General features: G+C 67.5%; 20 protein-coding genes. 7 read left to right on the forward strand and 13 right to left on the reverse strand.

Annotated elements, in window-relative coordinates; translation table 11 throughout:
- Nucleotides 1-47: 47 nt before the first annotated feature.
- Nucleotides 48-3,929: a DNA-directed RNA polymerase subunit beta' gene (locus tag BLV49_RS02385; protein WP_091179445.1), complete on the reverse strand. Its 3,882-nt coding sequence runs from the start codon at nt 3,927-3,929 to the stop codon at nt 48-50.
- 45 nt (nt 3,930-3,974) lie between these two features.
- Nucleotides 3,975-7,466: a DNA-directed RNA polymerase subunit beta gene (gene rpoB / locus BLV49_RS02390; protein ID WP_091179447.1), complete on the reverse strand. Its 3,492-nt coding sequence runs from the start codon at nt 7,464-7,466 to the stop codon at nt 3,975-3,977.
- 269 nt (nt 7,467-7,735) lie between these two features.
- Between rpoB and BLV49_RS02395 the strand changes: the two genes are divergently transcribed.
- The gene (locus BLV49_RS02395) at nt 7,736-8,152 is read left to right on the forward strand and encodes an OsmC family protein (RefSeq protein ID WP_091179450.1); all 417 of its coding nucleotides are present in this window, start codon (nt 7,736-7,738) and stop codon (nt 8,150-8,152) included.
- Here BLV49_RS02395 and BLV49_RS02400 read toward each other — a convergent pair.
- The 4 genes from BLV49_RS02400 to BLV49_RS02415 form a co-directional block, all read right to left on the reverse strand.
- Nucleotides 8,129-8,617, reverse strand: a complete 489-nt coding sequence (locus BLV49_RS02400) for a P-loop nucleotide/nucleoside kinase family protein (protein ID WP_245723506.1) — start codon at nt 8,615-8,617, stop codon at nt 8,129-8,131. The genes BLV49_RS02395 and BLV49_RS02400 overlap by 24 nt on opposite strands.
- Before the next feature lie 61 nt (nt 8,618-8,678).
- A complete protein-coding gene (locus BLV49_RS02405; RefSeq protein ID WP_091179452.1) occupies nt 8,679-9,539 on the reverse strand; it encodes a 5-oxoprolinase subunit C family protein in 861 nt (286 codons plus the stop codon).
- A complete protein-coding gene (locus BLV49_RS02410; RefSeq protein WP_091179454.1) occupies nt 9,536-10,150 on the reverse strand; it encodes a 5-oxoprolinase subunit B family protein in 615 nt (204 codons plus the stop codon). Before BLV49_RS02410 ends, BLV49_RS02405 begins: the two co-directional genes overlap by 4 nt.
- Nucleotides 10,147-10,893, reverse strand: coding sequence for a 5-oxoprolinase subunit PxpA (locus BLV49_RS02415; RefSeq protein ID WP_091186641.1), 747 nt, complete (start codon nt 10,891-10,893; stop codon nt 10,147-10,149). The genes BLV49_RS02410 and BLV49_RS02415 overlap by 4 nt, the downstream gene beginning before the upstream one ends.
- 130 nt (nt 10,894-11,023) lie before the next feature.
- Here BLV49_RS02415 and BLV49_RS02420 point away from each other — a divergent pair, with 130 nt between their 5' ends.
- The 4 genes from BLV49_RS02420 to BLV49_RS02435 all read left to right on the forward strand — a co-directional run bounded on the left by BLV49_RS02420 (nt 11,024) and on the right by BLV49_RS02435 (nt 14,154).
- The gene (locus BLV49_RS02420) at nt 11,024-11,887 is read left to right on the forward strand and encodes a spermidine synthase (protein WP_091179455.1); all 864 of its coding nucleotides are present in this window, start codon (nt 11,024-11,026) and stop codon (nt 11,885-11,887) included.
- A gap of 2 nt (nt 11,888-11,889) precedes the next feature.
- Entirely contained in the window at nt 11,890-13,059 is a 1,170-nt protein-coding gene (locus tag BLV49_RS02425; RefSeq protein ID WP_245723507.1) for a PQQ-dependent sugar dehydrogenase, read from the forward strand.
- 108 nt (nt 13,060-13,167) lie between these two features.
- A complete protein-coding gene (locus tag BLV49_RS02430) occupies nt 13,168-13,623 on the forward strand; it encodes a tetratricopeptide repeat protein (protein ID WP_245723686.1) in 456 nt (151 codons plus the stop codon).
- A 39-nt stretch (nt 13,624-13,662) separates the two neighbouring features.
- Nucleotides 13,663-14,154: a SprT-like domain-containing protein gene (locus tag BLV49_RS02435; protein WP_091179461.1), complete on the forward strand. Its 492-nt coding sequence runs from the start codon at nt 13,663-13,665 to the stop codon at nt 14,152-14,154.
- Between the two features lie 15 nt (nt 14,155-14,169).
- Here BLV49_RS02435 and BLV49_RS02440 read toward each other — a convergent pair whose 3' ends face one another.
- The 7 genes from BLV49_RS02440 to BLV49_RS02470 all read right to left on the reverse strand — a co-directional run bounded on the left by BLV49_RS02440 (nt 14,170) and on the right by BLV49_RS02470 (nt 20,645).
- On the reverse strand, nt 14,170-14,514 hold the full coding sequence (locus BLV49_RS02440; RefSeq protein WP_218132586.1) for a type II toxin-antitoxin system PemK/MazF family toxin: 345 nt from the start codon (nt 14,512-14,514) through the stop codon (nt 14,170-14,172).
- Complete coding sequence (locus BLV49_RS02445; protein ID WP_091179464.1) at nt 14,508-14,708, reverse strand: hypothetical protein; 201 nt, start codon at nt 14,706-14,708, stop codon at nt 14,508-14,510. Before BLV49_RS02445 ends, BLV49_RS02440 begins: the two co-directional genes overlap by 7 nt.
- A gap of 52 nt (nt 14,709-14,760) precedes the next feature.
- Complete coding sequence (locus BLV49_RS02450; RefSeq protein WP_091179467.1) at nt 14,761-15,993, reverse strand: ROK family transcriptional regulator; 1,233 nt, start codon at nt 15,991-15,993, stop codon at nt 14,761-14,763.
- A gap of 50 nt (nt 15,994-16,043) precedes the next feature.
- Nucleotides 16,044-17,204 carry a multiple monosaccharide ABC transporter permease gene (mmsB, locus tag BLV49_RS02455; protein ID WP_434061466.1) on the reverse strand — a complete coding sequence of 387 codons (1,161 nt, stop codon included), beginning with the start codon at nt 17,202-17,204 and terminating at the stop codon, nt 16,044-16,046.
- Between the two features lie 63 nt (nt 17,205-17,267).
- Entirely contained in the window at nt 17,268-18,800 is a 1,533-nt protein-coding gene (gene mmsA, locus BLV49_RS02460; RefSeq protein ID WP_091179472.1) for a multiple monosaccharide ABC transporter ATP-binding protein, read from the reverse strand.
- Nucleotides 18,801-18,869: 69 nt separating this feature from the next.
- Complete coding sequence (chvE, locus tag BLV49_RS02465) at nt 18,870-19,985, reverse strand: multiple monosaccharide ABC transporter substrate-binding protein (protein WP_091179474.1); 1,116 nt, start codon at nt 19,983-19,985, stop codon at nt 18,870-18,872.
- Between the two features lie 318 nt (nt 19,986-20,303).
- Nucleotides 20,304-20,645, reverse strand: coding sequence for a hypothetical protein (locus BLV49_RS02470; RefSeq protein WP_143033935.1), 342 nt, complete (start codon nt 20,643-20,645; stop codon nt 20,304-20,306).
- A gap of 6 nt (nt 20,646-20,651) precedes the next feature.
- On the opposite strand from BLV49_RS02470, the gene BLV49_RS02475 reads away from it, so the two are divergent.
- Together BLV49_RS02475 and xylA are read left to right on the forward strand one after the other, a co-directional pair.
- Nucleotides 20,652-21,224 carry a DUF1697 domain-containing protein gene (locus tag BLV49_RS02475; RefSeq protein WP_245723508.1) on the forward strand — a complete coding sequence of 191 codons (573 nt, stop codon included), beginning with the start codon at nt 20,652-20,654 and terminating at the stop codon, nt 21,222-21,224.
- 96 nt (nt 21,225-21,320) lie between these two features.
- On the forward strand, nt 21,321-22,514 hold the full coding sequence (xylA, locus tag BLV49_RS02480; RefSeq protein ID WP_091179482.1) for a xylose isomerase: 1,194 nt from the start codon (nt 21,321-21,323) through the stop codon (nt 22,512-22,514).
- Nucleotides 22,515-22,580 lie beyond the last annotated feature (66 nt).

A 22,580-nucleotide genomic window follows, 5' to 3' on the forward strand; every position in this document is an offset into this window, starting at 1 on the left:
CCCGATGATCCGTGTGGATCATCGGAGCCCTCGTTCAGCAGTCAGCCTTAGCTGTACGTGCCCGGATTGAAGTCGTCGCTCGAGAAGCTGTCGAAGTCGACGAACGACAGGTCGGACTCGCTGAAGGCGCCGTCATCCGCGAAGATGCGGTTCGGGTAGCGCTCAGCCTTCGCCTCTTCGGTCGCCTCGACGGCGACGTTGCGGTACTTGCCGAGGCCCGTACCGGCGGGGATGAGCTTACCGATGATGACGTTCTCCTTGAGACCGACGAGCGGGTCGCGCTTGCCCTCCATGGCGGCCTGCGTGAGCACGCGGGTCGTCTCCTGGAAGGACGCGGCCGACAGCCACGACTCGGTCGCGAGCGAAGCCTTGGTGATACCCATGACTTCCTGACGAGCGGATGCCGTGCGCTTGCCCTCTGCGAGAGCGGCGCGGTTCAGCTCGTTGTAGCGCGAACGGTCGACAAGCTCACCGGGCAGGAGCTCCGTGTCGCCGTGGTCGACCACGGTGACCTTGCGGAGCATCTGGCGCACGATGACCTCGATGTGCTTGTCGTGGATCGGCACACCCTGCGAACGGTACACGCCCTGCACGCCGCCGACGAGGTGCTTCTGGACCTCGCGGACGCCCTGCACGCGCAGGACTTCCTTCGGGTCGATCGCACCGACGTGGAGCGGCTGGCCGAGCTCGACGTGCTGGCCGTCCTCGATGAGAAGCGTCGCGCGCTTCAGCACCGGGTAGACGACCGGCTCGTCGCCGTTGTCGGGGGTGAGGATGATCTTGCGGCTCTTGTCGGTCTCCTCGATCGTGACGCGGCCGGCGGCCTCGGCGATCGGGGTCGCACCCTTCGGGGTACGAGCCTCGAAGAGCTCCTGCACGCGGGGAAGACCCTGCGTGATGTCATCCGCCGACGCGGAACCACCGGTGTGGAACGTACGCATCGTGAGCTGCGTTCCGGGCTCACCGATCGACTGGGCCGCGATGATGCCGACGGCCTCTCCGATGTCGACGAGCTTTCCGGTCGCGAGCGAGCGGCCGTAGCAGGCGGCGCACACGCCGACGCCCGACTCACAGGTCAGCACCGAGCGAACCTTGATGGTCTCCACGCCCGCCTCGACCAGCTGGTCGATGAGCACGTCGCCCACGTCGGATCCTGCTTCGGCGACGACCGTGCCGTTCGCGTCGACGGCATCCGTCGCGAGCGAGCGAGCGAACACCGAGTTCTCGACGTTCGCGTCGCGCACCAGGGTGCCCTGCGAGTCGAACGCGGCGATCGGCAGCTCGAGGCCGCGCGAGGTGCCACAGTCCTTCTCGCGGATGATGACATCCTGCGAGACGTCGACGAGACGACGGGTCAGGTAACCCGAGTCGGCCGTACGGAGAGCCGTGTCGGCCAGACCCTTACGAGCACCGTGCGTCGCGATGAAGTACTCGGCGACCGACAGTCCCTCGCGGTAGCTCGAGATGATCGGACGCGGGATGATGCCACCCTTCGGGTCGTTCACCAGTCCACGCATACCCGCGATGTTGCGGATCTGCAACCAGTTACCACGAGCACCCGACGACACCATGCGGTTGATGGTGTTGTCAGCCGGGAAGCCCTCGCGCATCGCCTGGGCGACCTCGTCGGTGGCCTCGGTCCAGATCTTGATGAGCTCCTGGCGACGCTCGGCGTCGGTCGTGAGACCCTTGTCGAACTGGCCCTGAACCTTCGCGGCCTGCTTCTCGTACTTGGCGACGATGTCCTTCTTCGACGCCGGCGTGAGGATGTCGCTCAGCGCGACGGTCACACCCGAGCGGGTCGCCCAGTGGAAGCCGGCGTCCTTGATGTTGTCAAGGGTCGTCGCGGTGTCCGTCTTCGAGTAGCGCTCGGCCAGGTCGTTGACGATCTGGCTCAGCTTGCCCTTGTCGGCGACCTCGTTCACGAACGGGTAGTCGGCCGGCAGCGCCTCGTTGAAGATCGCGCGACCGAGGGTGGTCTCGAACAGGAACGGCTTGCCCTGCTCGAAGCCCTCGGGCTCCTCGCCCGCACGGAAGTGCAGGTTGTCGAGGCGGAGGCGGACCTTCGCGTTGAGGTGCAGCGTGTGCTGGTCCATCGCGAGGATGGCCTCGGCGACGCTCGAGAAGGCGCGGCCCTCTCCGACAGCACCCTCGGTGAGAGTCGTCAGGTGGTGCAGACCGATGATCATGTCCTGCGAGGGCAGGGTCACCGGGCGGCCGTCCGACGGCTTGAGGATGTTGTTCGAGGCGAGCATGAGGATGCGAGCCTCGGCCTGAGCCTCGACCGACAGCGGAAGGTGCACGGCCATCTGGTCACCGTCGAAGTCAGCGTTGAAGGCGGCACACACGAGCGGGTGGAGCTGGATGGCCTTACCCTCGACCAGCTGAGGCTCGAAGGCCTGGATGCCGAGACGGTGCAGCGTCGGAGCGCGGTTCAGCAGAACCGGGCGCTCGCGGATGATCTCCTCGAGCACGTCCCACACCTCGGGGCGTGCACGCTCGACCATGCGCTTCGCGGCCTTGATGTTCTGAGCGTGGCTCAAGTCGATCAGGCGCTTGATGACGAACGGCTTGAACAGCTCGAGCGCCATCTGCTTCGGCAGACCACACTGGTGCAGCTTGAGCTGCGGGCCGACGACGATGACCGAACGGCCCGAGTAGTCGACGCGCTTTCCGAGCAGATTCTGACGGAAGCGACCCTGCTTTCCCTTGAGCATGTCGCTCAGGGACTTCAGCGCACGGTTTCCGGTGCCCGTGACGGGACGGCCGCGGCGGCCGTTGTCGAAAAGCGCGTCAACCGCTTCCTGCAGCATCCGCTTCTCGTTGTTGACGATGATCTCGGGGGCGCCGAGGTCGAGCAGACGACGAAGTCGGTTGTTGCGGTTGATGACACGGCGGTACAGGTCGTTGAGGTCGCTCGTCGCGAAGCGGCCACCGTCGAGCTGAACCATCGGGCGCAGCTCCGGCGGGATCACGGGGACGACGTCGAGAACCATCGCGGCCGGCGAGGTGCCGGTCTGCAGGAACGCGTTGACGACCTTGAGGCGCTTGATGGCGCGGATCTTCTTCTGACCCTTGCCCTCGGCGATCTGCAGGTGCAGAGCCTCGGCCTCGGCAGCCAGGTCGAAGCTCGCGAGGCGCTTCTGCACCGACTCGGCGCCCATGTACGCCTCGAAGTACAGGCCGTAGCGGTCCTGCAGCTCGTGGAACACGGCGTCCTCGGGCTTGAGCTCGCCGACCTTGAGGTTGCGGAAGTCCTCCCACACGCGCTCGAGCTGAGCGATCTGCTCGTCGAAGCCCTTGCGGATCTGGGTCATTTCCTTCTCAGCGGCGTCCTTGGTGCGACGCTTCTGGTCGGCCTTGGCACCCTCGTCCTCCAGAGCGGCGAGGTCATCCTCGAGCTTCTTCAGACGGTCGGCGATGCGCGCGTCGCGCTGCTCGCTGAGCGTCTTCAGCTCGAGGCGGAGCTCGTTCTCGAGACCGGGCATGTCGGCGTGACGAGCTTCCTCGTCGACGCTGATGACCATGTACGCGGCGAAGTAGATGACCTTCTCGAGGTCCTTCGGCGCCATGTCGAGCAGGTACCCGAGACGCGACGGCACGCCCTTGAAGTACCAGATGTGGGTGACGGGAGCTGCGAGCTCGATGTGGCCCATGCGCTCGCGGCGCACCGAGGACTTCGTGACCTCGACACCACAGCGCTCACACACGATGCCCTTGAAGCGCACGCGCTTGTACTTACCGCACGAGCACTCCCAGTCGCGGCTGGGTCCGAAGATCTGCTCACCGAACAGACCGTCCTTCTCCGGCTTCAGCGTGCGGTAGTTGATGGTCTCGGGCTTCTTGACCTCACCGTATGACCAACGACGGATGTCATCGGCGGTCGCCAGGCCAATGCGAAGCTCGTCAAATGTTGTTGCGTCGAGCAATTTCTCTCCTGAAATTCTCTGTGAGTTGTCTACAGTGGCCAGGCGTTAGATCTCGTCGATCGACGAGGACTCGAACCTGGAGGAAATGTTGATGCCCAGCTCCTCGGCGGCGCGGAACGCGTCGTCGTCGGTGTCGCGCAGGCTGACCGCCGTGCCGTCGGCCGAGAGCACCTCGACGTTCAGGCAGAGCGACTGCATCTCCTTCATCAGAACCTTGAAGCTCTCGGGGATGCCGGGCTCCTGGATGTTCTCGCCCTTGACGATCGACTCGTACACCTTGACGCGGCCGAGGATGTCGTCGGACTTGATCGTGAGGAGCTCCTGCAGCGCGTACGCGGCACCGTAGGCCTCGAGGGCCCACACCTCCATCTCACCGAAGCGCTGTCCACCGAACTGTGCCTTACCACCGAGCGGCTGCTGGGTGATCATCGAGTACGGTCCGGTCGAACGGGCGTGGATCTTGTCGTCGACGAGGTGGTGCAGCTTCAGGATGTACATATAGCCGACGGACACCGGGTCGGGGAACGGCTCGCCGGAGCGGCCGTCGAACAGCCGCGTCTTGCCCGACGAGTTGATCAGGCGCTCGCCATCGCGGTTCGGAAGCGTCGAGTCGAGAAGACCGGCGATCTCCTGCTCCTCGGCACCGTCGAAGACCGGGGTCGCGACCTTGGTGCCGGGAGCGCCCTCGCGGGTCTCGGCCGGCAGGTGCTTCGCCCACTCCGGGTTGCCCTCGACCTTCCAGCCCTGGGCTGCGATCCAGCCGAGGTGGGTCTCGAGGACCTGGCCGAAGTTCATGCGGCCCGGGATGCCGAGGGGGTTGAGAATGATGTCGACCGGAGTTCCGTCGGCGAGGAACGGCATGTCCTCGACCGGCAGGATCTTCGAGATGACGCCCTTGTTGCCGTGACGGCCGGCGAGCTTGTCACCCTCGGTGATCTTGCGCTTCTGGGCGATGTAGACAACGACGCGGCGGTTGACGCCCGAGCCGAGCTCGTCGTCGCCCTCTTCGGCGTTGAACTCCTTGACGGCGATGACCGTGCCGTTCTCACCGTGCGGAACCTTGAGGCTCGTGTCGCGCACCTCGCGGCTCTTCTCGTTGAAGATCGCGCGAAGCAGGCGCTCCTCAGCGCTCAGCTCGGTCTCGCCCTTCGGGGTGACCTTGCCGACGAGGATGTCGCCGGGGCGAACCTCGGCGCCGATGCGGATGACGCCGCGCTCGTCGAGGTCCTTCAGCAGGTCGGGGCTGACGTTGGGGAGGTCACGGGTGATCTCCTCCTTGCCGAGCTTCGTGTCGCGGGCGTCGACCTCGTACTCCTCGATGTGGATCGAGCTGAGCGTGTCATCCTTCACGATGTTCTGGCTCAGGATGATCGCGTCCTCGAAGTTGAGGCCCTCCCACGGCATGAACGCCACGAGCAGGTTCTTGCCGAGCGCGAGCTCACCGTTCTGCGTGGACGGACCGTCGGCGATGACCTCGCCGGCCTCGACCCGCTCACCCTCGTTGACGATGACGCGGTGGTTGTAGCTGTTGCCCTGGTTGGAGCGCACGAACTTGTCGAGGTAGTAGGTCTTCGTGCCGCCCTCGTCGAGCTGCAGCGTGACGGCGTCGGCCGAGACCTCGGTGACGACACCGGCCTCGGTCGCGGTGACGACTTCACCGGCGTCGATGGCCGTGTAGCCCTCCATACCGGTTCCGACGTACGGCGAGTCGCTGCGGAGCAGCGGCACAGCCTGGCGCTGCATGTTCGCACCCATGAGGGCGCGGTTCGCGTCGTCGTGCTCGAGGAACGGGATGAGCGAGGTGCCCACCGAGACCATCTGGCGCGGGGAGACGTCGATGTAGGCGATCTCCTCGACGGGGACGAGGTCGACCTCGCCGTCTTCCTTACGAGCCAGCACGCGGTCGTCCCGGAAGGTGTTGTCGTCGTTGAGCACGGCGTTCGCCTGCGCGACGATGTAGTCCTCTTCTTCCATGGCCGTGAGGTAATCGATCTGGTCGGTCACCTTGCCGTCAACGATGCGGCGGTACGGCGTCTCGATGAAGCCGAACGCGTTGATGCGCGCGAAGGTCGCGAGCGAGCCGATGAGGCCGATGTTCGGGCCTTCAGGGGTCTCGATCGGGCACATGCGGCCGTAGTGCGAGGGGTGCACGTCGCGCACCTCGACGCCTGCGCGCTCACGCGACAGACCACCGGGGCCGAGCGCCGAGAGGCGGCGCTTGTGGGTCAGACCCGCGAGCGGGTTGTTCTGGTCCATGAACTGCGACAGCTGGCTCGTTCCGAAGAACTCCTTGATCGCGGCGACGACGGGTCGCACGTTGATCAGGGTCTGCGGGGTGATGGCCTCGATGTCCTGCGTGGTCATGCGCTCGCGGACGACGCGCTCCATGCGGGACAGACCGGTGCGGACCTGGTTCTGGATGAGCTCGCCGACGGCGCGGATGCGACGGTTGCCGAAGTTGTCGATGTCGTCGACGTCGAGGCGGATCTCGGCCGGCTTGCCGTTGCGCGTGCCGGTGTAGGAGGTCTCACCGGCGTGCAGGCGGACGAGGTACTTGATCGTCGCGACGATGTCGTCGACGGTCAGCACCGAGTCGCTCAGCGGGGCCTCGAGACCGAGCTTCGTGTTGATCTTGTAGCGACCGACCTTCGCGAGGTCGTAGCGCTTCGGGTTGAAGTAGAAGTTGTCGAGAAGCGCACGAGCGGCTTCTGCGGCGACCTGCTCGCCCGGACGCAGCTTGCGGTAGATGTCGCGGAGGGCGTCTTCCTTCGTGAGGATCGGGTCCTTCTCGAGCGTCGAGGCGATCGAGTCGTAGCCGGCGAACTCGTCGAGGATCTGCTCGCTCGTGAGGCCGAGGGCCTTGAGGAACACGGTCACCGACTGCTTGCGCTTGCGGTCGACGCGAACGCCGACCTGGTCGCGCTTGTCGATCTCGAACTCGAGCCATGCGCCGCGGCTCGGGATGATGCGCGCCGAGAACACGTCTTTGTCGCTCGTCTTCTCGGGCGTGCGCTCGAAGTACACGCCGGGGCTGCGGACGAGCTGCGACACGACGACACGCTCGGTGCCGTTGATGATGAACGTGCCCTTCGCGGTCATGAGCGGGAAGTCGCCCATGAAGACGGTCTGGGTCTTGATCTCACCCGTGAGGTGGTTCATGAACTCGGCCTCGACGTAGAGCGGGGCCGCGTAGGTCTTGCCGCGCTCCTTGCACTCCTCGATGGAGTACTTCTCGGGCTCGAGGTACGGATTCGCGAACGAGAGCTGCATGGTCTCGCCCAGGTCCTCGATCGGCGAGATCTCTTCGAAGATCTCCTCGAGTCCGGACGCGGACGGCAGGTCCCTGCGCTCGGATGCGGCCGCCTCGGCGACGCGCTCCTTCCAGTGCTCGTTTCCGACGAGCCAGTCAAAGCTCTCCGTCTGAAGTGCCAGAAGATCCGGGACGGTCAGCGTGTCACTGATCTTGGCGAATGAAGGCCGATGTGCGTTACGGCCGTTCTTGTATGTGGTTGTGGTTGCGTTGCGCGCAGCAGCCAAGGGATATAACCTCCGTGGGCCCCGTCGGGCCTAGTTACTGTTAGTAATGGAGTACTCGCCTCACGCCATGTTTATTAGTGCCCTGCGCGAAGCAGATGCACGTTGGCCGACCGCAATATGAAGGCATGGTAGAACGTCAGGGAGCGCAAAGATCAAGTGTATGTCTTTTGACGCGCCGTGTCCACTGCGGTTCTTGACGATCGGCACTCTCTCAGGTATAACGTGCGTTTCAGAGGCGACTCTCCAGTAGTCGCGGGAGCGAGACGACCATGTCGACGATGACGGTGGCTCTGCACAGCATCTCGGGAACTCGCGCGGCGGTCGGCGCCGCGGGCTCGCACACGCTCGTCGTCGACCGCCCGCCCGACGTCGCGGGCGGCCTCGGCCTCGGCTTCAACGGAGGCCAGCTGCTTGCCCTGGCGATCGGCGGCTGCCTCTGCAACGACGTCCAGTATGCGGCGCACGACATGGGCGTCGTCATCGACGACCTCCACGTCGAGGTCGAGCTGACTCTCGAGGGCCAGCCGGCGCGCGTGACCGGCGTGAACGTCACCGTCGAGGCGCAGGCCACCGACGGCTCCCCCGTGGACGAGGTCATCAGACGAGCGAAGGCGGCATCTACCGTGGGCAACTCCGTCGCGTCGGGGTTCCCGGTGCAGGTTTCAGCCGTGCCCGCTGGCCGGTGAGGTGACGACGGTCAACGGTCCCTCGTCCGGCGTCGGCACTTCGAAGCCGTCGAAGTAGGCGGCGGCGACCTCGGCGCTCAGCATGACGTCGTTGGGCCCCTCGCCGCGACGGTTGCGAACCCGTTGGAGGGCGACCTCGCGTGGAGTGTCGAAGTAGATGGTCTCGGGCACGATGCCGAGCGGAGCGAGCAGCGCTCGATAGTCGTCGCGCACGGCCTTCGCGGCGAACGAGTAGTCGAGGACGACGTCGCGGCCGATCGCAATCAGCGCGAGCAGCCGCGCGCGCAGCTCGACGTCGATCTCCTGCGCCACGGCCGCGGGAATCGGGTGCGAACGCCACGGGCCCCGGTTCCACGCCTCCTCGTCGACCGAAAGCCGCTCGAAGCCCTCGTCCGCGACGAGGCGACTCGCGACCGTCGTCTTCCCCGCTCCGGCGGGGCCGCACATGAACACGACGCGACTCACGCGCCGATCATAGAGGCGAGGGCGAACCGCTCGCCATAGCTCTTTTTATGGTCGCGTTCGGCTATGCGTGCCGGAACGCGACTTGCTGCCCGGGCCGCAGCTGCGCGAACGCGTCGAGGTCTGCGTCCCGCACGACGCCGATGACGGGGTAGCCGCCCGTGACGGGGTGGTCGGCGAGCAGCACCGTCGGCAGCCCGGACGGCGGCACCTGAATCGCGCCCGCGAACATTCCCTCACTCGGCAGCTCATCGTCTCGCTCGCGCTCGAGCGGCGGCCCGAGCAGGCGCGCACCGATGCGGTTCGATTCGGGCGAGAGCTCCCACGGGGAGGTGAAGAAGCGATCGACGGATGCCGCGGTGAACCAGTCCTGCCGCGGTCCCGCGTGCACGCCCACCTCGACCCGACCGTCGCCAGGGGGTCCCCACGGGGCGATCTCGAGCGTCGGCACGCCGTCCGCCGGCGGCTTCCCGATGGGCAGCTCGTCGCCGTCCGTGATCACCGCCGGCCCGATCCCCGCGAGGGTGTCGCGCGAGCGCGAGCCGAGCACCGGCGGGGCGGCGAATCCGCCGCGCACCGACAGGTAGCTGCGCAGCCCGCGCTCGGCGACGCCGATGCTCAGCGACTGGCCGGCGAGCGCACGCGTCGGTGCGTGCGGGTCGACCGGCTCGCCGTCGAGACGCAGCGGCGCCCATGCCCCGGTCACGACGAACCAGCACTCGTCGCTGAAGACCGCCTCGAAGCCGCCCACCGTGATCTCGAGCGCGGCGGCGCCCTCGCGGTTCCCGAGCAGGCGATTGCCCAGTCGAAGCGCTCCGCGATCGAGGGCGCCCGCATGAGGGACGCCGATGTGCGCGTACCCGGGCCGGCCGAGGTCCTGCACCGTCGTCAGCGGCCCGGCGGTCGTGATGAGGAGGGAGATCACGACGCCTCCCGGAATCGAACCGTGACGCCAGGCTCCAGGAGCGCCGGGGGCTCGGCTTCCGCGTCCCACAGCACGGCGTCCGTGCGACCGATGAGCTGCCAGCCGCCCGGTGATTCGCGCGGGTAGATCCCGGTGAACTCCCCCGCGAGGCCGACCGACCCGGCCGGCACGCGCGTCCTCGGCGACGTGCGCCGCGGCACGCGCAGCCGCTCGTCGCTGCAGACGAGGTACCCGAACCCGGGTGCGAAGCCGCCGAAGGCGACCTCCCACCGGGCACCCGTGTGGGCTTCAACGACCTCGCGCTCCGACAGCCCCGTGAGCCGTGCGACCTCCGCGAGGTCCTCGCCGTCGTACTGCACCTCGATCTCGACCGGCTCCAGGGGGCCGCCCTCGTCGGCGGCAACAGGTGTCGCCTCCCGCAGCCAGGTCGCGATACGGTCAGCTTGCCGCGGCTCCGCAATGGTGACGAGGATCGTGCGCGCCGCCGGCACGATGTCGACGACCGCGTCCGGACGTTCGCTGAGGCCGCGGTGCAGTGCCATGACCTCGGCGAGGCTTTCGCACTCGACGAGCAGCGCGAGATCGCCGACCCGGCGGATGCTGTGACTCATGCGCGCGCCTCGACGCTCACGCCGGCGGCATCCAGCTCGCGCCTCACCGCACGCGCCATCTCGACGGCGCCCGGGCTGTCGCCGTGCACGCACAGCGAATCGACCTCGAGCCGCAGCAGCGTGCCGTCGACCGCGGTGACGGCGCCGTCGGTGACGATGCGGACGGCGCGCAGCGCGACCGAGCCGCCCGCGAGGAGCGCGTCGGGTCGGCTGCGGGGAACGAGCGAGCCGTCGGCGAGGTAGTTGCGATCGACGAAGGCCTCGCGCAGAAAACGCAGTCCGGCGGCGGCAGCCGCGTCGGCCACGTGCGAGCCCGGCAGCCCCATGAGCGGGAGCGCCGGGTCGAAGCCGGAGACGGCGGCGGCGACCACGTCGGCGCGGTCGCGATCACGGGCGATGCGGTTGTACAGGGCGCCGTGCGGCTTCACGTAGCGGACGCGCGTGCCGGCTGCTTCAGCGGCCTCGGCGAGCGCCTCGAGCTGCTCGCGGATCTGCGCCTCGAGCACGCCGTCGTCGACTTCGAGGTCGGTGCGCCCGAAGTTCTCCCTGTCGGCGTAGGACACGTGGGCGCCGACGGCGACGACGTGCTGAACGGCGCGTTCACACGAGACTTGCATCGTGGCGGCATCCCCCGCGTGGAATCCGCACGCGACGTTCGCGCTCGTGATGAGCGGGAACATGGCGGCATCGTCGGCCGTCGGCTGTCCGTCGACGGTCTCGCCCAGGTCGCAGTTGAGGTCGATGCGCACGTTTCTAGGCTAGTCGTGTGCGGCGCGAGCTGACCTGAACGATTTCCAACAACGAGTGGCACACTCCGCGCCACCTTTCACGCGCCGCCGCGCCACCGCGGCATCACCGCCGTAGACTTCCCGTATGAGCGAGCTTCCGTCGATCGTGCTGAAGCACAGCGGCCTTTCCGCGGTGATCGAGCCGGACCGCTTCGTGCCCGGCGCGTTCCAGCTCGTCGTCGACGGCACGCCGCAGTCGCATGTGAGCCTCGATGACCCGAGCGAGCTGTTCTTCGAGTACGTGCAGCGCATCGGCCACGTCGTCGACCTCGTGCGCGACCCCGGCGCGCCGATCACGGCTGTGCATCTCGGGGCCGGCGCCCTCACGCTGCCGCGCTACGTCGAGGCGACCCGACCGGGCTCCCGTCAGCAGGTGATCGAGCTCGAGCAGGAGCTCGTCGACTTCGTGCGCGAGAACCTGCCGTGGTCGAAGCGCGCGCAGATCCGGGTGCGCTACGGCGACGCCCGCGAGGTGCTCGGCCGCCTGCCCGCGGGGCTGCGCGGCACGACCGACCTCGTCATCTCCGACATCTTCAGCGGCGCGCGCACGCCCGCACACGTCACGAGCGCGGAGTTCTACCGCGAGGTTGGCGCGCTGCTCGCGGCCGACGGCATCCTCGCCGTCAACGTGGCCGACGGGCCCGGACTCGCGTTCGCGCGCAGCCAGGCGGCGACGTTGCAGTCCGTTTTCAGCGAGGTCGCCGCGTTCGCCGAGACGCAGATCCTCAAGGGTCGCCGCTTCGGCAACATCGTGCTCGTCGCCTCGAACAGCGTGCTGCCGCTCGACTTCGTGCCGCGGCTGCTCGCGGGCGGTCCGCATCCGGCGAAGGTCGTCGCGGGGGACGAGCTGCGCGGCTTCGTCGGCGGCGCGCCCGTCGTCACCGACGAGACCGCCGTCGCCTCCCCGCTGCCCGAGCGCAGCGTCTTCAAGGTCGCGTCGAAGGGGTAGCCGTGCGCACGCGAGGACGAGGAAACCGGATGCTGCCGGCCGTCGCGCTCGCGGCATCCGTCGCCCTCATGCTCGCCGCCTGCGCACCCGGCACGGCGCAGCCGACGCGCACTCCCCCGCCCACGACGCCCGCGCCCGCCGGGAGCCAGCCCGTGATGCCGAGCGGCGACACCGAGACGATCGCGACGCACCTGCAGGCGCCGTGGTCGATCGTGCCGCTCGGTGGCGGCGCGATCCTGTCGTTCCGCGACTCCGGGCAGATCGGGGTGATGGATGCCGCCGGCGACGTGCGCATGATCGGCACCGTCGCGGGCGTCTCCCACGGCGGCGAGGGCGGGCTGCTCGGTCTCGCCCTGCTCGAGAACGACGACGCGTCGTGGCTGTACGCGTACTTCACGAGCGAGAGCGACAACCGCATCGTGCGGTACGCGCTGGACGGGATGCCGGAGTCCCTGAGCCTCGGCGAGCGCGAGAACATCCTCACCGGCATCCCGAAGGCGCAGATCCACAACGGAGGGCGCCTCGCGTTCGGCCCCGACGGGATGCTGTACGCGACGACGGGCGACGCGACCGGCGGCGATGTCGCCCAGGACGAGGGATCGCTCGCGGGGAAGATCCTGCGGCTCGCCCCCGACGGCGGCATCCCCGACGACAATCCCTTCGAAGACTCGCCCGTGTACTCCATGGGCCACCGCAACCCGCAGGGGCTCGCATGGACGAGCGACGGGCGCATGTGGGCGAGCGAATTCGGTCAGAACACGTGGGACGAGCTCAACCTCATTACTCCGGGCGGCAACTACGGCTGGCCGACGGTGGAGGGCATCGCGAACGACGACCGCTTCATCGATCCCGTGTACCAGTGGGGCACCTCGGACGCGAGCCCGAGCGGACTCACCGTCATCGACGACACGCTCTTCATGGCGGGGCTCGGCGGGCAGCGGCTGTGGGTCATGCTCGACGGCGTGCACGTTCCCGAAGGCTCGCACGGGCTCGAGGGCGCCGTGACGGCATCCGAATACTTCACGCACGAGTTCGGCCGGCTCCGCGACGTGGCGCCCGCACCCGACGGCAGCCTGTACGTGCTCACGAACAACACGGACGGGCGGGGAAATCCCGGTCCGGATGACGACAGGCTGATCAAGGTACAGCTGATCCCGATGGTCGAGGGTTAGCCTCGAAAGCGGATGCGCGAGGCATCCGCCGCACCATAGGAGAGCACCCTGAGCATCATCCTCGGCTATGACGCAGCCACACTTCGGGAGAAAGTCGACTTGAAGGCCGTGGGCGAGCGCCTCGACGACCTCGGGGACATGCGCAGCCTCGAGGCCCTGTGCGAGAAGACGTGGCTGCTCAAGGTCGCGGGCCAGCTCGACGACGCGCTCGACATGGCGAACGCGGCCGTGCGCCTGGCCCGGTTCACGGGCAACCGCAGGGACCTCATGCGGCCCCGGATGCTGCGCGCGCAAGTGATGCAGTACCGCAAGGAGTTCGACCAGGCCCTGCACGAGCTCAATTCGCTCGTCGAGGAGGCCCACACGCACGAATGGCAGCTGTACGAGGCGTTCGCGCTGCAGCACCGCGGTCGCGTCTACTTCGACCAGAAGGACCTCAAGCGCGCGCTCGCCGACTTCCAGGCCGCCGTGCGCATCCGCCGCGACATGGGCGCGTCCGAGGAGCAGATCGAGTCGTCTCTCGTCGCGATCACGGTGACGGAGTCGTTCCTCGGTCAGAAATGATTCTGGGCGAATGTCGGACCCGTGCCCTAGCGTGATCTCATGGCAGATCTCGCGAAGGTAAGGGTGTGGGCGCAGGCGCTCATCTCCCTGCACCTCGACGAGTCGTGGTCGTTCGGCTTCGACAATGCCAAGAAGCGAGCGGGACTGTGCAATTACACGCTCAAGCGCATCACCGTCTCGCGGTACCTCGCGGCCCGCTACGAGGACGACGAGATCCACCAGATCCTGCTGCACGAGGTCGCCCACGCCATGGCAGGCGCGCGCGCGGGGCACGGGGCGGCGTGGAAGCGCACGGCGCAGGAGATCGGCTACGTCGGCTCGCGACTGCACAACGGCGAGATCGCCGACGAGCTCGCGCCGTGGGTCGGCAACTGCCCCAACGGGCACCGGCTCTTCCGCTACCGCCGGCCGACCCGGCGGGTCTCGTGCGGCGTGTGCTCGCGCCGCTTCGATCCGGCGTTCGAGATCGTGTGGCGCAAGCGGGAGATCACTGCGCAGATGCGCCGGAGCGCGGCGGCTCCCGTCGCATAGCGGTCAGGGCCTGACCTAGGAAGGCCGGGTTGGGCTCGTATTCTGAACTCCGAGATAGTGGGCAACCGCAAGCTCGATCTCGCCCAGCTGATCTCGAGTGAGGTAGTCGACGGGGTCACCGACAACGTAATCCACGTCGATCGAGCTGATCTGGTCGACCAGCATGCGCGTCAGCCGACCCGCGACGTCGCATTCGGGACGATGGAGCGACGGACCGGCCGACGTCGACGTGGGAACCACGGTGACGACTGACAGCGGCGAGTCCGAGGGTGAGAGGACGAGACCCAGCCGCTTGCCGCCCTGTTCGTGACTCCGCGGACGACCAAGATCAACTCGGTAGACGGCGCCGCGGATCACCACGCCTCCGGCTCCGCGTTGACGTCTTCACCCTTGAGCCGTTCGGCGTCGGCGCGGAACTGAACCAACCAGCGTTCGTGATCCAGCAGCCGTAGCGCTCGGCGCAACGTGTCCGAGGTGCTCTCGCCGGGCTGCCCGGCCTCGCGCAGGATGCGCTCATCGTCCGGCGTCGGACGGAATCCGATCGATGAAGCCATGCCAGACATCATACGCGCGTTCAACAAACGTTGAACACCGCGTATCGGTCACTCACACCCGGCGGAACGCCATCGGGTCCGCGAGGAGCGGGGCGAAGGCGAGCTCCGCGGCGCCGACCATCACGCGGCGGGAGCGCAGCCGCGCTCGGCGCAGCTGGACGTTGCGGGAGTGGCCTGACATCGAGCGAAGGCTCAGCGCTCCGCCGAGCCGTTCGTCGGAGACCGTGAGCAGCGCGCCAAGGTAGCCGCCGAGCACGACCATCTCAGGATCGAAGATGTTCACGAGGTTGGTCAGCGCGATGGAGAGGAAGCCGAGCTGCCGACGCACCTCGTCGAGCACCGCGTGGTCGCGCGTGACGCCGAGCTCGATGTCGAGCTCATGCTCGTCGGCGCGGCTCAGCCCGAGCCGTTCGAGGATCGCCGCGAGGTTGACCTCCGTCTCGAGACAGCCGACCCGCCCGCAGTGGCAGCGGCGGCCGTTCGTGTTGACCATGATGTGGCCGAGCTCACCCGCGAAGCCCTTCGTTCCGCGCAGCGGGGCGCCGTCGATGATGACGCCGCCGCCGATGCCCGAGCTGCTGCCGTTGACGAACACGAGGTCGCGGACTCCGCGGGCAGCGCCGAAGAGGTTCTCGGCGATCGCGCCGACGCTTGCATCGTTCGCCACGTACACGGGCAGCTTGAACGCGTCGGCCATCGGGGTCGCGAGGTCGACTTCGCGCCACGACAGCTGCGGCGCGTTCACGATGCGCGCGTTGTCGGCGTTCACGAGACCCGGGACGGCGACGCCGATTCCGACGACGTCGTAGTCCGACTCGATCTCGGCCTGCATGCCGCCGACGATGGACTGGGTCACGCGAACGGTCTCGGCGGGCGTCGGCACCTTCGCGGTGTCGAAGCGCACGTTGCGGATGATCTCGCCGCCAAGGCCCACGAGACCGATCGCGATGCTGTTTCGCTCGGGGTTGACAGTTATCGCCGCGAGCCGAGGCTCGGGGTGCACGCGCAGGCTCGGCCGGCCGATCTGGCCGACGACCGTCTCGGGCTCCCCCTCGTAGGCGAGCCCCGCTTCGACGAGCTCGGAGACGAGCACCGCGATCGTCGACCGGTTGAGGCCGGTCTGCCGGGTGAGCTCCGCGCGGGAGCAGCCGCCGTTGTGGTGCAGGATGCCCATGAGCATCGACAGGTTGAACCGCCGAAGCTGATCGTTGCTCGTTCGGGTGCCGGGGCGGGACGACGACGAGGGAGCAGCGCGGGAGTCGGTGGTGTCCGCACGACGGCTCATCGAGCTGCTCCCCCTTCGGTCGTCATTGTCGTCTTCTGAGCGTAGTGGGACTACTGTGCTCCTCCGCGGCGCTTGTTGAAGATGTCGAACGCGACGGCGAGCAGCAGCACGAGTCCCTTGATGGCCATCTGCCAGGCGGCATCCACCGAGAGGATCGAGAGCCCCATGTTGAGCACGCCCATGACGAGCGCACCGATGACGGCGCCGACGACGGTTCCGACGCCGCCCTGCACGGCCGCGCCGCCGATGAACACAGCGGCGATCGCGTCGAGCTCATAGTTCATTCCGGCCGAGGCGACCGCTCCACCCGCGCGCGCCGTCGAGACGACGCCTGCGAGACCGGCGAGCAGGCCCATGTTCGTGAGGATGAGGAAGTCGATCCACTTCGTCTTCACACCGCTCATGACGGCGGCGAAGCGGTTGCCGCCGATCGCGTACACGTGCCGGCCGAAGATCGTGTTGCGCAGCACGAACGTGTAGGCGAGGATGAGCGCCGCGAGGATGACGAGGATGTACGGCGTTCCCGAGTAGTCGCTCAGCAGCCACGCGAGCGCGAGGATCGCGACCCCGGCGATGCCGAGCTTGATCCAGAACGACGCGAGCGGCTCGCGCACGAGCTCGAGCTTGCGCTGCGCCGCACGGGCGCGGGTCTGCTGCAGCACGAGGAGGACGACGGCGACGACGCCGAAGACGAGGGTGAGCACGTCGCGTCCGCCGAGTTCACCGAGCCAGCCGGGGAACCAGCCCGCGCCGATCGCGACGAAGCCCTCGGGCAGTCCGCTGATCGTGCCGCCCGTGAGCAGCACGAGCGTGAGCCCGCGGAACAGCAGCATGCCTGCGAGGGTGACGATGAACGCCGGGATGCCGACGAAGGCGACCCAGAAGCCCTGCCAGGCGCCGACGAGCGCTCCGACCAGCAGCGCGACGACGACGGCCGCCCACCACGGGAGCCCCCATTGGTTCATGGCGATCGCCGCTATCGCGCCGACCATCGCGACGATCGAGCCGACCGAGAGGTCGATGTGGCCGCCGATGATGACGATGACCATACCGATCGCGAGGATCAGCACGTACGCGTTCTGCTGGATGAGGTTGTTGATGTTGCCCGGGTAGAGCAGCCGCCCGTCCGTGAGGACCTGGAACAGCACGATGATGATCGCGAGCGCGGCGAGGATGCCGTACTGGCGCAGGTTCACGGAGAAGCCCGGCAGCTTGCGCGGCTTCTTCTCCTGTACAGGTGTTGTCGGTTCTGTGGTGGTCGAGGTGCTCACGACTCAGTCCTTTCCCGCCGTCATGTACTCCATGAGCACTTCTTGCGTCGCGTCGGCGCGGGCGACCTCGCCCGTCAGCCGTCCTTCGGATATTGCGTAGATTCGGTCGGAGAGCCCGAGGAGTTCGGGCAGCTCCGAGGAGATGACGATCACGGCCTTGCCCTGGGCCGCGAGCTCATTGATGATGCCGTAGATCTCGTACTTCGCGCCCACGTCGATGCCGCGGGTGGGCTCGTCGAGGATGAGCACGTCGGGTCCCGTGAAGATCCACTTCGAGAGCACGACCTTCTGCTGGTTCCCGCCCGAGAGCTTCCCGGCGATCGCGGAGACCGACGGCGCCTTGATGTTCATCTTCTCGCGGTACGAGTCGGCGACCTTGTGCTCGCGGTTGCGGTCGACGACGCCCGCGCGAGCGAGCTTCCCGAGCGCCGCGGAGGAGATGTTCTCGGCGATGTCGTTGATGAGGTTGAGCCCGAAGCGCTTGCGGTCCTCCGTCGCATACGCGAGGCCGTGCCGGATGGCGTCGCCGACCGTGCGCACCTGGATCTCCTGTCCGCGCTTGAAGATGCGGCCGGAGATCTTCGTGCCGTACGAGCGACCGAACACGCTCATGGCGAGTTCGGTGCGGCCGGCGCCCATGAGCCCCGCGAAGCCGACGATCTCGCCCGCGCGCACCGTGAACGAGGCGTTGTCCACGACCTTCCGGCCCGTGTCGACGGGGTGGTAGACCGTCCAGTCCTCGACGCGCAGCACTTCCTCGCCGATGTCGGGATCGCGCGGCGGGAACAGGTTGTTGAGGTCGCGACCCACCATCGAGCGGATGATGCGGCCCTCTGTCGCGTCCGGCTCTGACATCGAGAAGCTCTCGATCGTCTTGCCGTCGCGGATGATCGTCACGCTGTCGGCGATGCGCTTAATCTCCTTGAGCTTGTGGGAGATGATGATGCACGTGATGCCCTGATCGCGCAGCTGCTCGATGAGGCCGAGCAGGTGGGCGGAGTCCTCGTCGTTGAGCGCCGCCGTCGGCTCGTCGAGGATGAGCAGCTTGACGTTCTTCGACAGCGCCTTCGCGATCTCGACGAGCTGCTGCTTGCCCACGCCGAGCTCGAGCACGGGCGTCGACGGGTTCTCGCGCAGACCCACGCGGTCGAGCAGCTCGGCGGCCTTGGCGTTCGTCGCGTTCCAGTCGATGACGCCGCGGCTGTGCCGCTCGTTGCCGAGGAAGATGTTCTCGGCGATCGAGAGGTAGGGGCTCAGAGCGAGCTCCTGGTGGATGATGACGATGCCGTCGCGTTCGCTGTCGTTGATCGAGCGGTACGCGGCATCCTTCCCGTCGAATCGGATGCTGCCGGCGAAGCTGCCCACAGGGTAGACGCCGCTGAGCACCTTCATGAGGGTGGACTTTCCGGCGCCGTTCTCGCCGCAGATGCCGTGCACCTCGCCGCGGCGCACGGCGATCGAGACGCCATCGAGTGCTTTCACGTGACCGAACGTCATGGTGATGTCGGTCATCGTCAGGATGCTGGATGACTCCATGAGTTTCCTTTGCTGTCGGGTGGGAGATGGCGAGCGGCCGGCGCCGCGAGGGGCGCCGGCCGCAGGCTGCTACAGTCCGACGTCAGAGGCCTTGACGAAGCCGGAGTCGATGAGCTTCTCCTGCACCTGGTCCTTCGTCACGACCTGCGGGTCGAGCAGGTACGAGGGCACGACCTTCTTGCCGTTGTCGTAGGTCTTGGTGTCGTTGACCTCGACCTCGTCGCCCTTCACGATCTGCTGGATCATCGTGAAGACCTGCTTGCCGAGCGTGCGGGTGTCCTTCCACACGGTCATCGACTGCTCACCGTCGAGGATCGCCTTGACGTTGGCCTTGTCGGCATCCTGCCCCGTGATCACCGGGTAGTCGTCACCGGGCTTGTAGCCGGCCGACTTGAGGGAGGCCTCGATGCCGATCGCGAGGCTGTCGTTCGGGGAAAGCACGATGTCGACCTTCTTGTCGCCCGTGTAGAACGACGAGAGGCGGTTGTCCATCTCGGCCTGAGCCTTGTCGGACGCCCAGCCTTGGATGCCGATCGAGGCCCAGTCATCGTCGGATGCCGGCGCCTTGCCGCTCGGCACGACGATCTTTCCGCTGTCGATGTAGGGCTTCAGCACGTCCCACGCGCCCGAGAAGAAGAACTTCGCGTTGTTGTCATCGGGGCTGCCGGCGAACGGCTCGAGGTTGAACGGGCCGTCGGCGTTGTCGAGGTCGAGCGTGTCGACGATGTACTGGCCCTGCAGCTGGCCGACCTTGTAGTTGTCGAAGGTCGCGTAGTAGTCGACGTTCTCGGTGCCGTTGATGAGCCGGTCGTAGGCGATGACGACGGCATCCTGCTTCTTGGCCTCTTCGAGAACCGGCGCGAGGACCTTGCCGTCGATCGAGGCGACGACGAGGATCTTCGCTCCGCCGGCGATCTGGTTCTGGATCTGGCTGATCTGCTGGTCGGTCTTGTTGTCTGCGTACTGCAGGTCGACGGTGCAGCCGTCGTCCTTGAGCAGCTTCTGCAGCTGCTCGCCGTCGTTGATCCAGCGCTCGAGCGAGCGCGTCGGCATCGAGATGCCCACGTTGCAGTCGACGGCTCCGTCGGCCGAGTCGCCGCCGGCGGCTCCTCCGGAGCAGGCAGCGAGCGATGCTGCGAGAGCCCCGGCGCCCGCGAGGGCGAGGAGCTTCTTGGTGATGGACATGTGCTTTCCTCTCTGAATGCGGTCACGCGCGATTCGAGGCCGGCAGGAAGGGCACAGTCGTCTCCGCAGGAAATCGTGGTGCGTTACGCCCTTGTACCGCCGGAACCTCCGCGGCATTTGTTGACGGAGAAAACATAGCCCGTTTATCGCGCTTTGTCTACGCCGACAACAAAGCGAACGTGCGGAAGGCTCACCTGAAGCTCTTCGCCATCGCGCCGGCGGAGGCGCAACGTGCTCGCCTCCGGGCGCGCAGAACGATATGTTGCGGGGCTCGACAAAGCCACCGTCAAGCCGGGCGGCCGCCCTTCCGAGCGGCTGTCAGCCCGCGAGCAGGGAGAGCCCGCTGAGGCAGTACACGACGTAGCAGGCGGCGAGGGCGAGGGCCACGGCCGCCGTGACGACGGCTCGGGTCCGCCGGCCGTCGGCGCCGCGGATTGCGGCGACGCCGGCGAGAACGAGGGCGAGCGCGCTCGCGGCAATCCAGGCGAACTCGCCGAGAGCGAGAGCGAGGAAGATGCCCCAGCCGAAGGCGTCGCCTCCGCCGGAGCGAACGAAGAGCACGAACAGCGCCGCGGCGACCGCGACGATGCAGGCGGCGACAGCGACGCGCAGCAGCGCCGACAGCGGCCGGCGCAAGGGCTGATCGGCTGGTAGCGTCATGCCCACATGCTCTCACAGGGAGGCGGAGCGCTCATGGCGGATGCTGGTTCGAGCGGTTCCACGCGGTGGGTAGCGCTGCTGCGCGGCGTCAACGTCGGCGGGATCACCGTGCGCTCGGCGCCGCTCGCGGCGATGTTCCGCGACCTCGGCTATGCGGACGTGCGCACGGTGCTCGCGAGCGGCAACGTCGTGTTCTCGGCGGCGGGGGCGGCGGCGACGCTCAAGACCGAGATCGAGCGCGCGCTCTCGGAGACGTTCGGCTACGAGGCCTGGATCGTGCTGCTCCCCCAGTCGGATCTCGATGCGATCATCGCCGGCTACCCCTTCGGCGAGCGCGACGGCCACCACCCGTACGTCGTGTTCGGCTCGGACAGCTCCGTGCTCGCCGAGGCCGCCCGGTTCGCCGAGTCACTCGGCGACGCGGACGAGCGCGTCGCGCCGGGGAGCGGCGTGCTCTACTGGGAGGCCCCCGCGGGCTCGTCGACCTCGACGGCGTTCGCGAAGGAGCTCGCGAAGAAGCGCTACAAGGCCACGACGACGACGCGGAACCTGCGGACCCTGCGCAAGCTGCTGCCCTAGCGACGGAGCGCGCGCGGGTCTTCCGCTTGCGGCATCCGTGATCTAATATGTTGTTCAGATCGACAAATCGCGATTCGCTGACCAACGGAGTTTCACATGAGCCTCACCCCCACCCGCGACGACAAGTTCTCGTTCGGCCTCTGGACCATCGGCTACAACGGCACCGACCCCTTCGGCGGCCCGACGCGCGCGCCGCTCGACGTCGTGCACGCCGTCGAGAAGCTGAGCGAGCTCGGCGCCTACGGCCTCACCTTCCACGACGACGACCTGTTCGCGTTCGGCTCGACCGACGCCGAGCGCCAGAACCAGATCGACCGCCTCAAGCAAGCGCTCGCCGACACCGGCCTCGTCGTTCCCATGGTGACGACGAACCTGTTCTCCGCCCCCGTGTTCAAGGACGGCGGCTTCACCTCAAACGACCGCGCCGTGCGCCGCTTCGCCCTGCGCAAGGTGCTGCGCAACATCGACCTCGCCGCCGAGCTCGGCGCGAAGACATTCGTCATGTGGGGCGGCCGCGAGGGCGCGGAGTACGACGCGGCGAAGGACGTGCAGGCCGCGCTCGAGCGCTACCGCGAGGCCGTCAACCTGCTCGGCCAGTACGTGACCGACAAGGGCTACGACATCCGCTTCGCGATCGAGCCGAAGCCGAACGAGCCTCGCGGCGACATCCTGCTGCCGACGCTCGGCCACGCCCTCGCCTTCATCGAGACGCTCGAGCGCCCCGAGCTCGTCGGCATCAACCCCGAGGTCGGTCACGAGCAGATGGCCGGTCTGAACTTCACGGCGGGCATCGCGCAGGCGCTGTACCAGGGCAAGCTGTTCCACATCGACCTCAACGGCCAGCGCGGCATCAAGTACGACCAGGACCTCGTGTTCGGCCACGGCGACCTGCAGAACGCGTTCTCGCTCGTCGACCTGCTGGAGAACGGCGGCCCGAACGGCGGACCGGCCTACGACGGCCCGCGCCACTTCGACTACAAGCCGAGCCGCACCGAGGATGAGTCGGGCGTGTGGGACTCAGCCGCCGCGAACATGCGCACCTACCTGCTGCTCAAGGAGCGCGCTGCGGCGTTCCGCGCCGACCCCGAAGTGCAGGAGGCGCTGAAGTCCGCGCGCGTGGACGAGCTGTCGACCCCGACGCTCGGTGAGGGTGAGAACTACGACCAGCTGCTCGCCGACCGCTCGTCGTTCGAGGACTTCGACGCGAACGCGTACTTCAACGGCAAGGGCTTCGGCTTCGTGCGCCTGCAGCAGCTCATGCTCGAGCACCTGCTCGGCGCTCGCGGCTAGGCTCACCGGCACTCTTCGCTTGCCGCATATGGTCGTTTGCGCCCGCCGCCGACGACCATATGCGGC

This window comes from Paramicrobacterium humi, from assembly GCF_900105715.1.
Classification (GTDB): domain Bacteria; phylum Actinomycetota; class Actinomycetes; order Actinomycetales; family Microbacteriaceae; genus Paramicrobacterium; species Paramicrobacterium humi.

Excerpts from the sequence above, each read along its gene's own strand:
- BLV49_RS02395 (WP_091179450.1), top strand. The coding sequence starts at position 7,736 with ATGTCGACGATGACGGTGGCTCTGCACAGCATCTCGGGAACTCGCGCG.
- BLV49_RS02410 (WP_091179454.1), bottom strand. The coding sequence starts at position 10,150 with ATGAGTCACAGCATCCGCCGGGTCGGCGATCTCGCGCTGCTCGTCGAG.
- BLV49_RS02420 (WP_091179455.1), top strand. The coding sequence starts at position 11,024 with ATGAGCGAGCTTCCGTCGATCGTGCTGAAGCACAGCGGCCTTTCCGCG.
- BLV49_RS02435 (WP_091179461.1), top strand. The coding sequence starts at position 13,663 with ATGGCAGATCTCGCGAAGGTAAGGGTGTGGGCGCAGGCGCTCATCTCC.
- BLV49_RS02445 (WP_091179464.1), bottom strand. The coding sequence starts at position 14,708 with ATGGCTTCATCGATCGGATTCCGTCCGACGCCGGACGATGAGCGCATC.
- BLV49_RS02450 (WP_091179467.1), bottom strand. The coding sequence starts at position 15,993 with ATGAGCCGTCGTGCGGACACCACCGACTCCCGCGCTGCTCCCTCGTCG.
- mmsA (WP_091179472.1), bottom strand. The coding sequence starts at position 18,800 with ATGGAGTCATCCAGCATCCTGACGATGACCGACATCACCATGACGTTC.
- chvE (WP_091179474.1), bottom strand. The coding sequence starts at position 19,985 with ATGTCCATCACCAAGAAGCTCCTCGCCCTCGCGGGCGCCGGGGCTCTC.
- BLV49_RS02470 (WP_143033935.1), bottom strand. The coding sequence starts at position 20,645 with ATGACGCTACCAGCCGATCAGCCCTTGCGCCGGCCGCTGTCGGCGCTG.
- BLV49_RS02475 (WP_245723508.1), top strand. The coding sequence starts at position 20,652 with ATGCTCTCACAGGGAGGCGGAGCGCTCATGGCGGATGCTGGTTCGAGC.
- xylA (WP_091179482.1), top strand. The coding sequence starts at position 21,321 with ATGAGCCTCACCCCCACCCGCGACGACAAGTTCTCGTTCGGCCTCTGG.